Raw genomic sequence first — 14632 nt, forward strand, 5'->3', positions numbered from 1 at the left:
TTCTGACTGAACGATTTTACCGCACGGCGCGGATAGCACCCGAACCTAGCCAAACCAACACGGGTAGTCAATTTGGGACCTTCAAAAAGGGGAATGAGGGCATCCAGATATATCGAGTATTACTGGAACCCCGGCGATACGCTGAATGATTTGTGACGAATAGTCATGTCCATCAAGAAGGCTCGACGCTTCGGGCAGCTCGTCAATCGATATATCAATTCTTGGAGACATGTATTCCTACCATTTTTAAAGAAACAACGGCGGTAATTGCTATCGCGATTGCGCCAATAACACCGAGCGCTATCTGAATGGGATATAACCCCAACACATATCCAAATATGGAGAAAAACATTGCAGAAAAGAGAGCCCTTACCAGAGACGCGACGGAAAGGATCGTCGCACGGAGATCGTCCGCTATCGCGTCTTGGATTAAGTTTTCCGAAGTGATGTACACCACTTCTGGGAGAAAGCAAAGCGCCATGCTAAGGCCAAACAAACACAGCGGATTTGAAGCGAACCACGGAAGAATCATGAAAAGACCGGCCTCGATTAGCATCGAGCCGAGCATGGTATTTCTTTTCCCGAAACGCGATGAGAAGAAATCTGCTGCAATGTAGGCCGTCGCATTTACTGCATAGGATGCACCGAAAAAGATTCCTATTATGGAGACGGGAGCATCAAATGCGTCGAATACCAACTGATTCAAGTTGTAATAACTCCCATAGAATCCATCGAGCATGCTTGTGCCGATTAGAAGAAGCAACACCGCAAAAGCGGATTCTCCAATGCACCAGGTTTCGCGTCTGAAGATCTTGGCTACGTCAAACCTTTCCTCCCCAGAGTTTTTGGAATGGGTCGTTTCCATCCTCTCAATGGGATACAGAAGGAGAAGCTGCAGGAGATAGAAAACGGAAACGCATACGTAGAGGGCACTCCAAGATACTTGGGCAATGAATGATCCAAGTACGATTGCCGTTCCCGTAGCGATTGATTGCGCGGCAAGCAGCCGAGCGTTGATGGTGAGGAAGCGTTCTCCTTGGTCGGCATTTCGAACAATTTCATATAAAAGTGCTTGTTCGGATCCCGATTGAAGGGAGTAGGCGAGGGCCTCAACAAGGGAAAGCACGACAAGAAAGGGGCCTGAGAGCAACAGCATGCCAGCCGTATGGAAGAAAAGCAGCAGCACGCCCACTTGAATCGAAAACTTCTTTCCAAAGAAATCGCCTACCAGCCCTGTTGGCAGCTCGAGGACGACCGTGGCAATGTTGAATAGGGCTTGATAAAGCGCGATTTCCGTGACAGACATTCCTTTATCCGCAAGGAAAAGTAGAAACACTCCCCGATTTAAAACAAATCCCGCGAGAACGAAAAAGGCGGAATAGATGTGCAGCTGCGCAGTGGCATTCTTATTCATTTGGCACTTCCATCAACTACTTTTGTCGGGCCGCTCGCTACTGACTCGAAGCCTGAAGTGTTCACAGTTGATGTGAAGAGCGGTAAAGCTTTTGCACAGGGTATCAATGGAATACATCCGAAGCGTTTTCGGCAGTATCATCGGCGAAGGCGGGATTAGCCTTTACGCGGCGCTCGCCCTCGATGTATTTGACGATTTGATCAATCGTCTGGTTGGCGTGGCTCTTGAGCTTGCGCTCATAGAAGAAGAGGCCGAGCTTGCCGCGCGTGCCAGACGTGTTGCCACCCACACCCTGAAAATCCTCGGTATAGGTGAGCTCGCAGGCACCATCGCCAGCAGGTGCAGCCTCATAGCGCATAGTATTGATGCCCGCCGCATACTGAAAACGGACCTCATAGAGACACGGGTAGTCAAAGTGCTTGATTTTAACCTTGATCGCCATGCCCTTGGCCTTGCCTTTTGCGGACTGGGCGCGCTTCTCGTACTTATAGCCGTTGAGCTTGTTGCGGCTGGGACGCTTGCCCGTGGCGTTCTCGATATCCTGCATGATGGACCCCGCCAGAGCGTCAAAAAGCTCCTCCGGCGTCACCTTAAGCGTTTTGGCGAGCTGCATGATGGCTCCTTATTCGTTTGAACCGTTCGAGCCATTGTACCGCCCCAGGCTCTCCCATGCGTTGCGGTGAAATGCGGACTGTTTGGCGGCTTTTTTGGCCAAAACAGTCCGTATTCCACCGCAAGTTATTGAGGGCTAGAGGCTGTAGGTGACCACCTGAGGCTCGCACGGGTTGGCGGGGTCGACTTGCTCCACGCGGACGAACTTGACGGTCACGGCCTCAAAGCCCGCCTTGTGCAGAACATCAGCGTAAACGCGCGCCTGCAGGGCGTGCTTCTCCTGCAGCTGTTCCGGCGTCTCGTCCGGTGTGCCGCCCGTCTTGTAGTCGATGACCAGCGCACGTGACGAATCCGCCGGGCTCGTCGCCAAAGCGTCGATGGCGCCCTCGGCATAGGCACCGTAGCGGGCGATGTCCTCATCCTCGCAGCCCAGCGAAAAGAACGGCACCTCGGCACGGATGCACGGCCACGCGAGCAGCTCGGCACGAACCGACGACTTGAGCCAGCGATTCAGAGCGGCATCGAGGCGCTCGCGCTGTTCTGGCGTCAGGTGCCACAGGCGAGCCAGGGCGTCGGCACGCTCAGCGGGCAATGCATCGGCACCCATCTCGATGAGCCACTGGCAGGCGGCGTGGAAGGCCGAACCCAAGGCCATGGGATTGCCGGCAGGCTCGACAGCAGCCACGTCTGCATCGGCCATCTCCGAGCCATCCGACTCTGCATCATCGCCGGACTCGTCCATGGGAACATGTGCCTCGGCGGCACGGTCTTCCGCCTCGGCATGGAGCGCCGCGGCGATTGACGAGTAGCTATACGAATCACGCATCGGATACGGGCAGATGCCCATGCGCACGCCCACTGCCTGGGGATACACGAGCTCAAACGAATCGGGCTCGGGGTCGGCAGGACCGGGCACAGTTGAGTGCGCAACATTATCAGCGACATCGACATCGCCGCGAACAAGCCTGCCCTCGGCATCCAGCGAAGCGTTGGCCTCAAACGCCTGCTCGCCAAACGTAAAGTCCGCCAGCGAGATAAGCTCGTAGTCGCCCGACTGGGAGTTGTCGAACACCAAACGGTCGCTATCGAGCTGCGGCATGTCCAGACTGTCGGTCGGCAGGATGCGGCGCAGCACGTCGTAGGTCAGATCGGTCTCGACGTCGAAGGTCGGCGCACACACCTTGCCGCGGCTCACGCCGGCATCCATCGCCAGAATGACCAACTCGCGCGCTCGCGTCATGGCGACATAGAGCAGACGAGCCCGCTCCTCGAGCGAAAGCTGCAGGTCGTCGTTGCGCAGGCGGGCAAACGCCTCGGCGGGAGAGCCCGTCGCGCAGACGTCCTCCATGAGCTCTGGCGGCAACCACAGTGACGTGCCCTTGCCCTTAAACGCGTGTTCAAACTGCTTTTTGACGTCGTCGCCCTTCACGAAGGTACCGTCGGCGAGCTTAACGCCGTCGAAGCGCGCCGGCAGTGCCACGACCTGCGCTCCGCCATCGACGCGACCCATCTGTGCCGCACCCGAGGACTTACGCACGCCAAAGCACTCCGCAACCGCCACGACCGGATATTCCAGACCCTTGGAGGCGTGCACCGTCATGATGCGTACCGCGCCGTCGCCCTCCTCGTTGAGGGCACCCGGGGCTTCCTTGCCCGCCAGGAAGAGATCGAAGGCAAGCGCGATGGAGCGCGGCGAGTTACCGAACTCGGCCTCCGCCTCGGCCACGGCGTCGAGCGCCTTGAGCACGTTGGCGGCAATGGCCTTGCCCTCGGGGCCGCGCTGCGCCAGACGCACAAACCAGCCCGAAGCGTTGACCACGTCGCGCGCGATCGCCGCGAACGAATCACGTCCCACGCGGCGCAGCGCATAGCGCAGCACCTCGCGGGCGCGCGTCACGAGCGGCAAGCCCTGCAAGCCGGGCACATCGAAATCGCTCATGATGCCCGCATCGATGTTGCGGCGCGACGTCTCCCCCGTCTGCTCGTCCAGCTTGGTCGCCAGCGCCAAGAATTCCTGAGCGCCGAGCGCAAACATCGGTGAGGCCAGCAGCGGCATAAGACCCTGCGCCGTATCGGCCGGGTTAGCAAGCGCGCACACCAGGGCACGCACCGTTTGGACCTCGGCAGCCTGGGCAAAGACCGAGCCGCCTGCGATCACGCAGTCGAGCCCCTGGTCGCGGAAGGCCTGGGCGTAGACATCGGCATTGGTCATGCGGCCCAGTAGCAGCACCATGCCGCCCTGGGGCTGGCCCGCTTTAACGAGCGCTTGGAACCGCTCCGCAATCGCACGAGCTTTCGCCTGCGTTCGCTCCTGGGTGCTGCCGCCGGCAACGAGTAGCGCCTGGCGGCGCGAAGCCTTTGCCTTGAGCTTGTCCTCGCGATCGTCACTCGGCTCAAGATCCAAGAACCCCTGCATCAAACCACCGGTATCGCCGTCAAAGACGCGTGCCACATAGCGCAGCACCTCGTCGTGGCTGCGGAAGTTGCGCACGAGCTTGACGAGCTCGCCGGCAGGGGCATCGGATGCGACGGAGGTCTCGGGCGCAGCAGAAGAGCCCACCTTGCGCTCCTGGCGACGGAACACCTCGACCTCTGCCCCACGAAAGCGATAGATGGACTGCTGCGCATCGCCCACGGTGCACAGCGCGCGCTCCCCCGCACCCGTCAGATAGCGAATCAAATCGACCTGCATCTGGTCGATATCCTGAAACTCATCGATCATGACCATCTTAAAGCGGCCTTCATAGGCCGCTCGAATAGCCGGGTAGTCGCGCAGCGCCTCATACGCCATGCGCAGCAGGTCGTTATTATCGAGGGCGGACTGGGCAGCCTTCAGCGCGCGATACTCTGCCTCCACGGAACGGGCCAGGCCCACCAGCGCATCGAGCGCCGGACCACCGCAGGCGAGCACGATATTGATAAACGCATCGGCGGCCTCGGCCTTGAGCAGCTCAATCTGCTCCTTAGGGAATGCCTTGCTCGCGCGCGGCATGGTACACGACATCATGAGTCGCGCCGCATCAACCATGGTCTTGCCGCTCGCCTCGAACGCGTCGATGGCATCGAGCGCCGTCTGCGCCTTCTCGGTCGCGGCCTTGCTCGCACCCAACGCCGCGCGATAGGCATCGGCGAGTGCCGAGGTGTCGGCCTGGCCACGTGCCACGCGCACATCGTCCATGCCGCCCGGCAGCTGGCTCGATAGCTCCAACAGATCGCGCACCAGGCCTTTGACGGTCGTGCCGGCGCCAAAGGGACCGCCCTCGCCCGCCATGGGATACCAGGCGTAGAGGGCCTTGAGCGATGCCGCGAGCTCGGGGGCGGCATCGGGCGCCGTCGCGCGGGCCAGCACATGCTCAACAGCCTGGTCCATAAGCTCGTCGGTATCGGTGAGCACCGTGAACTCGGGGTCGATGCCCAGCTCCAACGCATGCGCGCGCAGGATGCGCGAACACATGCCGTGAATGGTCGAGATCCAAGCGTCGTCGACGGTCAGGGCCTCCTCGTCCATACCCTCTTCGATAAGCGCGCGACGCACGCGGTCGCGAATCTCGGCCGCGGCATCTTTGGTAAAGGTAATGGCGAGCACCTGATCCAGATGCTCGACAAACGGACCGGATTCGGGCGAGAGCGCATAGACGATGCGGCGCGTGAGGGTAAAGGTCTTGCCCGAGCCGGCACCTGCCGAGACAAACAGCGGGCGGTCGAGCGTTTTGACGACTTGCAGTTGTTGCGGCATCAAAGTCGAAAGATCCATGGTCTACACGTCCCTCCTTACAAACGTTCCTTCGTGGTTATACGAGCAGCGCGCATGCGCGGCCTGAGCCGACGTCGGGTCGACGGCGGCAACGTTGCCTGCCTCGAGCTCGCGCAGACGCTCGGCAATGCCGGTCTCCACGCGATCGAGCAGTGCATCGAAGTCCATGTTGCCGCCCTCGCCGGGAAAGCCCTTCTTAAGGCCTGGGATGCGGCCGTCGCCGCGCTCTTCCTCAAGCAACTCGGCGCTCGCCGCACCGCGCAGCGCGGGCTTGCCGCCCTTGGTCGAAAAATAGAGCGCGGCGCGGGTATCCAGATCCAGCGCCCGACGCATGGCCTGCGCGTAGATGAGTGTCTGGGTATGGGGCGGCAGCCAGCGCGGGTCGTCGATGGGGGCCTCGCCCGACTCCTCGTCGCGCACCGTGGGGTCGGCGAGCTTAAACTCCTCGACACCCGAACGATGCTTATAGTCGATTACCACGGCGCGATTCTCGACATCCACATCAACGCGGTCGATGCGCCCGCCAAGCGGCCAACCGGCATACTCGACCTGGAGCTCGTTGAACGCAAACTCCAGGTAGCGCGGCGCGAAGGGCGCGAGCGCCTCGGACTCGTAGGCAAGCACGCCCTCCAGCTGCGGCAAAATCTCGGCCACCTGGCGCTCCTCCACCGGGGAGAGCGGCACGAGCAGGCCCTCGGTACCGCGCTTGCCCGCATGCTCGGCCAAGGTCTCGTCAAAGACCTCGCGCAGCAGCTCCTTCGCGCGTGGCAGATTCATGGGTGTCACGCGCTCCATGCCCTCCTGGGGCAGACGGGCATGCAAGTGTTCCAGCACGTCGTGGACAAAGTTGCCCTTCTCCATATTGCCAAAGCCAGCGTCGATCGACTGGGGTTTGACGCGATACGAGACGAACCAGCATAGCGGGCAGGTCGAATAGGCCTCGATCTGCGAGGCAGACGTCAGGCGCGGCACCAGCGGCGCATCCTCGCCCTCGCCATCGCGACGACGCAGGACCAGATACGGAATGGCTTCATCGCTCAGATGCTGAGGAGCTTCGCAGGTCACGCGCTCGCGCCTAAGACCTTCGCCTGCCGCGGGATCAAAGTCCCTTACGATATCGCCCTCACCCACACACTTCGCCTTGTCGGCGCCAACGGCCTTAGCGTTGTCAGCGGCCTTGTCGGCGTCAGCGGCCTTAGCATCGTTAGCGGCCTCGGCATGCGCCCGCAACTCGGTCCACACGGCCGCCGGATAGCACTCGCGCGCCTGACGATCGTGGGTCACACGGGCGAGCGTAACCGGACCACGCGACGCTTGTATCGCGCGGCCAAAGCGTGCGCGCAGCAAGGCCGCAGGCTCAAGCGTCACACCGCTGCGATCTAACTCTGCCGTCAGCGTTGCCAGCGGGCCCTCCTCATGTGAGAGCGGATAACTGTCCAGGTCGACGTCGGCAAACAGCACGGCATCGTAGCTGCCGGGGCGCAGGGCCGCCGCATCGGCAAGCGAAGCAAAGCGAACCTGGGCGCGTGGCGCACGGTCAACCTCGTAGGTCTCGTAATCGTAGGCGGCGCTACGCTTGTCCACCTTGGTGCGAATGTCATCGAGCACGGGCACGGTCGCGGCCTGCGACACGTCGAGCGCACGGGCGCCATTCATAAGGATGTCGATGACGTGGCGCAGCAGGGCCACCTCCGCCTGGCGACGGGCCTGACCGTCGAGACCGCCAAGCGCGCGATCGGGCAGTGCCTCGGCAACGGCAAGCATGGCCTTGAGCGCCGTCACGGGTTTGTCGCGCCACAGCGCCTGGAACACGTCCGAGATCACGCACGGCACGTTCTTAAACCAGTTCTCGTCGCTCGCCGCTTTACGCGCGCCCCTCACCTGGCCCTGCACGCTCTGCAGCAGGCTCTTGACGCCCGCAGTGGTCTTGCTGCGCGACAGTCGCATATTCTTGTCGAACGTGCGCGCGCTGGCGGCGTCGGCACCCGAAAGCGGGCTGTAAATCCAGTCGGTAAGCTCCGGAGCGGGCCACCACTCAGTCTTAGAAGCTGCCCCTTCGTCGGCGGCCTTCATACGCTCGATCAGGTTGGCGAGCGCCGTGAACTGCCTGCCCGCAATGGATTGGGAAAACGCCGTGAACTCGGCCGTCTCGGCAGCAACGTGGCGCGCCGCCAAACGAGCGGCAAGCTCGCCGAACAGCTGGGGTGCCCGGGCAGAAACAACGAGCACGCGTACGGGGTCGGCGGGTGTTGCAGCAACTTTATCGTCCTTGGACTCCTTGTGCGCTTTCACCAACTTATCGATGACGTCCGCATAAGCATGGGCACGGGCATGGGGGCCGGCGACCTCAATAAAGGCAGGCTGAGCAGCGGACTTGGAGGCAGTCTGGGGCGCGGCGGCGCCCTCCCCCAGCGGCGCGATCTCAAACAGCACACCGCGGACATCAAATGCCGCGGCAAGCTCCTCGCGCATCGCCGCTTGCTCGCGGGCAAGCAGCACGACAACCTCTCCCCCGTTGTTTGCCACGGCGGACAGCAGCTCGAGCAGGCTATACGTAAATGACGTGACGCCGCGCACGCAAACGGCGCGGGCGCACCCCGGCAGGTTGTCGGCCAAAGCGCCGGCCATAATGTCAGCCGCCTCGCAGGGCTCGACCATATCTCGACGGTCCAAACCGCGCGCATAGGCGCACAAAAGTTCAAACACGCGAGCCTCGGCGTCGCTTTTGGGCTTGGGCTTGCAAACGTTGTCGCAGCAACGCTCGGTGCCTGTCCCTGCCACACCCGGCAGCACATCGCGAGCCATACGCGCGAGCATACGCACCGTGCCCTGGCTGCGCGAAAGCGGCTGCAGGTCGGCGTCGTCGAGGCGCGCTACCATGTCCGAAAACAGCATCTGGCGCTGCAGGTTGTCGACGAAACCGCGCCCGTCGCCCAAAAGCTCCCAAAGCGAGCGAAGCCACGATGTAGGCGTCTTGTAGTCAATACCCAGCGAAACGCCGGCTTCCGCCGCATCATGACGGCACAGGTCGAGCTCGGCAAACGTTGGCGCCAGCAGCACGGCACGCCCGTGGCGGGCAATAAGGTCGGCAAGCAGCGCCGCCTCGGCATCGCTCAAATCCGCGCCGGCGTTGGTGGTATAGATTCGAACAGGCATGGTCCTCCACTCAAACCGTTCGCAATATTCAATGCTTCCATCCTACCCGCCCGCGCGGACAGATTTGCCCCACGCCAACAGATTTGACCCCTTGGAGACAGAGGAAAATGGATCACCGAGGAGGTCAGTCTAACCCAGTGATCCGTTTTCCTCCGTCCCCAAAGGATCAAAAAACCGCCCCCGAAGGGACGGTTCTGCGCAATTCGTTTGTTGCCGCTGGCCTACTCGCCATCCTCCAGCTTGATGAGGATCTTGCGATAGCCGCCGTACTCGCCGTTCAGCGCCTTTGAAACGCGGCTCACCGTAGTGGACGAAGCGCCGGTGCGGGCCTGAACCTCAACATAAGGCTCGCCCTCATCCAGATAGCGCGCAACCTGCAGACGTTGCGAAAGATCGCAGATCTCGCGCGGCGTGCAGATATCGGTCAAAAACGCCTGGATATCCTTCTCGTCATCCAAAAGACTAAATGCGTGGACCAGCTGCTTGACATCAGGCTTGTCAAACATGTTCTCGATATTCATCGATCACCGCCAAACCCGCCATAAGGCATCGAAGTTGATACTGACATCGGGCATCGTTCGCCCGTTCTATGCAATAGGGCAACGCCTGTGGCTTTTGCCCGTAGCAGTTTAGCACACCACCAAACTAAAGCGACAAAACTCTCTGCCAGCGGCGCGTTTTCTAGGACGAACGCCGTTTTGAAACCGAATGCGCACGCAAGCTCCACGAATATCTGAGACAATGGGCGCCCAAACAGAGCCGTGCCCGAGCATCTGTCCGAGTTGCAAAGGCATGTGCCTCTCACGCTCCCTCACCACGCCATGCGCAAGAAAGGATTCACACCATGCGCTTTATGCTCAACTGGCTTTTGACCTCAATCGCCATCGCGATCGCAACGTTTCTCGTCCCCGGCATTCAGCCCTTCGGCATGGCCGACGCCTGGGTCTGCTTTGCCTTCGTGGGACTGTTCCTCAACATCGTCGACTCGCTCGTTAAGCCGTTCCTGACGGTCATCTCGCTGCCACTCACTATTATCACGCTTGGTATTTTTCAGCTTGTGGTCAACAGCTTTATGCTCGAGCTGGCCAGCTACCTGTCGGTCAATCTGCTGGGCGCGGGTATCTCCATCGCCAGCTTTGGATCGGCGTTTATGGGCAGCATCCTGGTATCCATCATGCGCAGCATTCTCGACAGCATCGCCCGGAACTAAAGCGACCGGATACGGACCGCCACAACACGCCAAAACGAAGGCCGTCCATCGCAACGATGGGCGGCCTTGCCATTTGTCGAGCCTCAGAGGGCAGGAAAATCTACCATTTCTACCCCGTCCCCAATAGCAGGTGGGGCTAGATGACGTAGTCGTAGCCCTCGCTGGGGGCGACGAGCGTATCGAGCGTCACGCCATCGAGGTAGTCGTTGATGAGCTTGTCCAGGTTCTTCCACACATCGAGTGTGGGACACTCGTCAGAGCGCGAACAACCCTTGCAGTCGCCGTCCAGGCATGCGACCGGTGCCAGACTACCCTCGGTCAGGCGCAGAATCTCGCCCACCGTGTACTGCTCGGGCGGGCGCGTGAGCACGTAACCACCGCCCTTGCCGCGCATGCCCGAGAGCATATTGGCGCGCACGAGTGTGGCCAAAATGTTCTCCAGATACTTCTCCGAAATCCCCTGACGCGCGGCGATCTCTTTGAGGGGAATGCGGCCTGCCGCCTGGTGCTCGGCCAGGTCGACCATAACGCGCAGGGCATATCTGCCCTTTGTGGAAACCAACATATATATTGCTGCCTTTCGGTCTTTTAATTCGTAGAAATTCTAGCCGAAATATTGGTTTTGAAAATACCTATTCCCGTCAAGATGGTTAATCGACTCGTAATAATCTTCTATTTCCTATTGCATTACTAGGCTTTAGTGCCTACTATGCTCGCCAACAGCAAAACGAACAACCCATAAGGTTTGTGGGTTTCGTTGCTACACACACCGTAAAACCACACGGTATCCAGTCATTTGAACACTTTGGAGGTTCACCATGAGCAATGTTTACACGTCCATCGATCAGCTTATCGGCCACACTCCGCTTCTGGAGCTCACTCACTTCGAGGCCGATGAGGACCTCAAGGCCCGCGTGCTCGTCAAGCTGGAATACTTCAACCCCGCCGGATCCGTTAAAGACCGCGTCGCCAAGAACATGATTGACGAGGCCGAGAAGGCAGGCAAGCTCGTGCGTGGCGGCGACTACACCATCATCGAGCCCACGAGCGGCAACACCGGCGTCGGCATCGCCTCGGTGGCGGCCGCCCGCGGCTACAAGGTGATCATCACCATGCCCGAGACCATGTCCGTCGAGCGCCGCAAGCTGATGCAGGCATACGGTGCGCAGCTCGTGCTCACCGACGGCTCCAAAGGCATGAAGGGCGCTATCGCCAAGGCCGAAGAGTTGCAGAAGGAGACCCCCAACAGCATCATCGCCGGCCAGTTTGTGAACCCCGCGAACCCGGCCATTCACAAGGCCACGACCGGCCCCGAGATCTGGGACGACACCGACGGCAAGGTCGACATCTTCGTCGCCGGCGTCGGCACCGGCGGCACCGTGACCGGCGTGGGCGAGTTCCTCAAGGAGCAAAACCCCGAGATTCAGGTCGTCGCCGTCGAGCCCGCCACCTCCCCGGTGCTCTCTAAGGGCCAGGCCGGCCCGCACAAGATCCAGGGTATCGGTGCCGGCTTTGTGCCCGACGTCCTCGACACCCAGGTCTACGACGAGATCATCCCCGTCGAGAACGACGACGCCTTTGCCACCGGCCGCGCCGTGGGCCACAAGGAGGGCGTGCTCGTGGGCATTTCGTCCGGCGCCGCCGTGTGGGCCGCGCTGCAGCTGGCCAAGCGCCCCGAGAACGAGGGTAAGACCATCGTGGCCCTGCTTGCCGACACCGGCGAGCGCTACCTGTCCACGGCACTGTTCCAGGACTAAGGGCCCGTCACTTGTCGATAGACCCAAGGCACGCCGGTCTGCCCTCTCTTCTGGCTGCCTGAGCCCATCCCAACAGGGTGTCCCACAGGACGCCCGAACTTGCTACAATGTCTGCGGCGCGGAACCAGCCTCCCGCGCCGCTTTTCTTTTTTGGCCACATGCCACCAAGGAGAACCTCCCCATGCACAACAAGCGCGTGCTCGTCGCCATGAGCGGCGGCGTCGATTCCAGCGTGACCGCGTATCTGCTCAAAAGTCAGGGTTACGAATGTGTCGGTGCCACCATGCGCCTCACCTGCCCCGCGCCCGATCCCACCACGGGCATGAGTAAGGTCGACCGCGACATCGCCGATGCAAAGGCCGTCGCCGAGCGCCTGGGGATACCCCATCACGTGCTCGACTTGCAGCAAACCTTCGACCGCAACGTGATCGAACGCTTTGTGAACGCCTACCAAGAGGGGCTGACGCCTAACCCGTGCATCATCTGCAACCGCCATATTAAGTTTGGCGCGCTGCTCGATGCGGCACTCAATATGGGCTGCGATTACATCGCCACAGGTCACTACGCCAAAACGAGTCAGGCGTCCGACGGAACCTGGCAGCTGCACCGCGGCGAGGACCCCAAAAAGGACCAGAGTTACTTTTTGTATTCGCTCACACAAGAGCGCCTGGCGCGCACGATCTTTCCACTGGCGGGCCTGGACAAGGAGCGCGACGTGCGCCGCATAGCCGCCGAACAGGGCTTTGCCAACGCCAAGAAGGCCGAAAGCGAGGACATCTGCTTTATCGCGGACGGTGACTACGCGGGCTATATCGAGCGCCGCTGCGGACATCCCGCTGCACCGGGCAACATCGTATGGCGCGACGGCAGCGTGGTCGGACGCCACAACGGCGCGCTGCGCTATACCATCGGCCAGCGCAAGGGCTTGGGCGTAGCGATGGCGCATCCCGTGTACGTAACGGGTGTCGACGCCGCCAACAACACCGTGCATCTGGGCGAGGCAGAGGACCTGACGGCCACGGCGCTCACGGCCAACGACTGGATTTGGAGCGCCCCTGCCGACCGCATGGAGGCAGAGCTCGATGCCGGCGGCATCCGCGTGGGCGCCAAGTACCGCTACCGACAGAAAGACCAGGCAGCGATCCTTACGCGCGGCGAAGACGGGCAAATGTTGCTGACCTTTGACGAGCCGCAGCGCGCCATCGCCCCCGGCCAGGCTGTCGTTATATACCGCGGCGACATCGTCCTGGGCGGCGGCACCGTGACCGGCGCACTTAAGTAGCCGCGGGTTTATCGCTGCACGTGTCGAAGTACCTCAACAGCGGCACCAACCTCGATTATGCGACGCTCGAGGCCGCGGCGGATGGCCTCGAGTCGACCCTCCGCCGTGGCCCATTCGCTCTGCGAAAGAATCTCGATCGCCTCATCAACAAATCCGTTGAGCCGCGATGAATCGAACCAATCGAGCAAATCCGCAAGCGCCAGCTGGACGGAAGGGTCGGGCCCAAACGGCTTAGCGGAAAACCCAAACTCCCCAGCTGCGAGCACGGCAGTTGGCACGTTGTACCACAGACAGTTGCCGCTATCGAACAGCGGAGCAGGTTTTATCTCCAGGGTGTCGACATTGCGGATGATGCCGAAGTTTCGCCAATGGCGGTCGCTGTTGGCCAAAAGGGCATCGCAGACAATCATCTGCGACATAGACCTTCTCACAGCGGCCTCATCGGCACCATGCTTGCCAAGGCAGCGACAGTATCGATCGTATGTCGAGTTTCCCCGCTGGCCACCAAGTGCGCCCTTAACGTAAACAGCCGGAACGTATTCCTCGCGGCCGTCAAGAAAATCCTCGCACAGGCACGCAGGGCCATCGAACATCCGCTCAACCGTATAAGGAACAAACTCGCCCTCCGACAGCAAGCGACGATGCAGAGCCGTTGCAACCGCCTCGTTAAAGGGCCGTTGGTCGTCCATGCCGCATCCCTTGACCAGAACGCGAACACCGTTGCGAATCATCCACGATTTAGGGAGCTCGCCCTCGGACGTGTTATCAGGATTTTTAAGACCGATGCCTTCCAGCCAACCCGAACGCTCTTCGGGTGCCGATCGCTCAAATTCGTTCTCAAAGTAATTGATGTTTTGCCATTTGAGTTCGGCGCAATCGGCCGGCCGCAGCCAATAGCAATCCGAAAGCGATAGGCCCAGGCACTGAACCGGCACCTCAATGCCACTGGCAATTCCCAGTTCACGATAGCGCGAGACGAGTCCGGGGCGGACGTCAGGCACCGACCGATGGCTCCACCACACATTGAGCTCCCGTTTATTCACCGTAGGAGAAGAACTCGAGCACGTGCCAAACGGCATCCTCTGCGCATCGAGCACCTCGGCGATTTCGAAGGGAAACTCACGTGTCGGATCAAATGAGACATGCGCGACCTCATGGTCGGCCGACATCAGCGTAAACTTGCGTCCCACATCGGCCGCAGGACGGCGTCCTCGCTTGCGGACCTTTTGGTAGGCGGTCGCAGAATTGTACTCGACCATCTTCCGGCCGCCCACAATATCGCACACAAGCGTCCCCGATGCGGCAAGTTGCGATATGCGGGCTTTCGTAACGCCCAACAGGCGGGCGGCATCACCCATAGATAAGTACTCAGATGTATTCATATGCCGCATCACCTCGTTAAGTAATTTACGCGTTTAGTTAATAGATTACTTACATCATAATACTA

General features: G+C 60.6%; 10 protein-coding genes. 3 read left to right on the forward strand and 7 right to left on the reverse strand.

From position 1 onward, the window contains the following. Positions 1 to 214: 214 nt before the first annotated feature. The 5 genes from DXC67_RS03280 to DXC67_RS03300 form a co-directional block, all read right to left on the reverse strand. Positions 215 to 1414: an MFS transporter gene (locus tag DXC67_RS03280; protein ID WP_117637345.1), complete on the reverse strand. Its 1200-nt coding sequence runs from the start codon at positions 1412 to 1414 to the stop codon at positions 215 to 217. A 103-nt stretch (positions 1415 to 1517) separates the two neighbouring features. After that, positions 1518 to 2027: a DUF3284 domain-containing protein gene (locus DXC67_RS03285; protein WP_117637346.1), complete on the reverse strand. Its 510-nt coding sequence runs from the start codon at positions 2025 to 2027 to the stop codon at positions 1518 to 1520. Between the two features lie 135 nt (positions 2028 to 2162). Beyond that, positions 2163 to 5780, reverse strand: a complete 3618-nt coding sequence (locus DXC67_RS03290; RefSeq protein ID WP_117637347.1) for a UvrD-helicase domain-containing protein — start codon at positions 5778 to 5780, stop codon at positions 2163 to 2165. Between the two features lie 3 nt (positions 5781 to 5783). Next, a complete protein-coding gene (locus tag DXC67_RS03295) occupies positions 5784 to 8936 on the reverse strand; it encodes a PD-(D/E)XK nuclease family protein (RefSeq protein WP_117637348.1) in 3153 nt (1050 codons plus the stop codon). Positions 8937 to 9157: 221 nt separating this feature from the next. After that, positions 9158 to 9457, reverse strand: a complete 300-nt coding sequence (locus DXC67_RS03300; RefSeq protein ID WP_022094855.1) for a YerC/YecD family TrpR-related protein — start codon at positions 9455 to 9457, stop codon at positions 9158 to 9160. 323 nt (positions 9458 to 9780) lie between these two features. Here DXC67_RS03300 and DXC67_RS03305 point away from each other — a divergent pair, with 323 nt between their 5' ends. Then, positions 9781 to 10146 carry a phage holin family protein gene (locus tag DXC67_RS03305; protein ID WP_117583967.1) on the forward strand — a complete coding sequence of 122 codons (366 nt, stop codon included), beginning with the start codon at positions 9781 to 9783 and terminating at the stop codon, positions 10144 to 10146. Positions 10147 to 10282: 136 nt separating this feature from the next. Here the strand turns inward: DXC67_RS03305 and DXC67_RS03310 are convergent, their stop codons facing one another. Then, positions 10283 to 10711, reverse strand: coding sequence for an Rrf2 family transcriptional regulator (locus tag DXC67_RS03310; RefSeq protein WP_117637349.1), 429 nt, complete (start codon positions 10709 to 10711; stop codon positions 10283 to 10285). Between the two features lie 253 nt (positions 10712 to 10964). Here DXC67_RS03310 and cysK point away from each other — a divergent pair, with 253 nt between their 5' ends. Further along, positions 10965 to 11903, forward strand: coding sequence for a cysteine synthase A (gene cysK, locus DXC67_RS03315; RefSeq protein WP_055250951.1), 939 nt, complete (start codon positions 10965 to 10967; stop codon positions 11901 to 11903). Then, on the forward strand, positions 11854 to 13185 hold the full coding sequence (gene mnmA / locus DXC67_RS03320; RefSeq protein ID WP_255413346.1) for a tRNA 2-thiouridine(34) synthase MnmA: 1332 nt from the start codon (positions 11854 to 11856) through the stop codon (positions 13183 to 13185). The genes cysK and mnmA overlap by 50 nt, the downstream gene beginning before the upstream one ends. An 8-nt stretch (positions 13186 to 13193) precedes the next feature. Here mnmA and DXC67_RS03325 read toward each other — a convergent pair whose 3' ends face one another. Further along, positions 13194 to 14567, reverse strand: a complete 1374-nt coding sequence (locus DXC67_RS03325) for a DNA-binding protein (protein WP_147327738.1) — start codon at positions 14565 to 14567, stop codon at positions 13194 to 13196. Between the last annotated feature and the right edge of the window lie 65 nt (positions 14568 to 14632).

This window comes from Collinsella sp. TF07-1, assembly GCF_003437235.1.
Classification (GTDB): domain Bacteria; phylum Actinomycetota; class Coriobacteriia; order Coriobacteriales; family Coriobacteriaceae; genus Collinsella.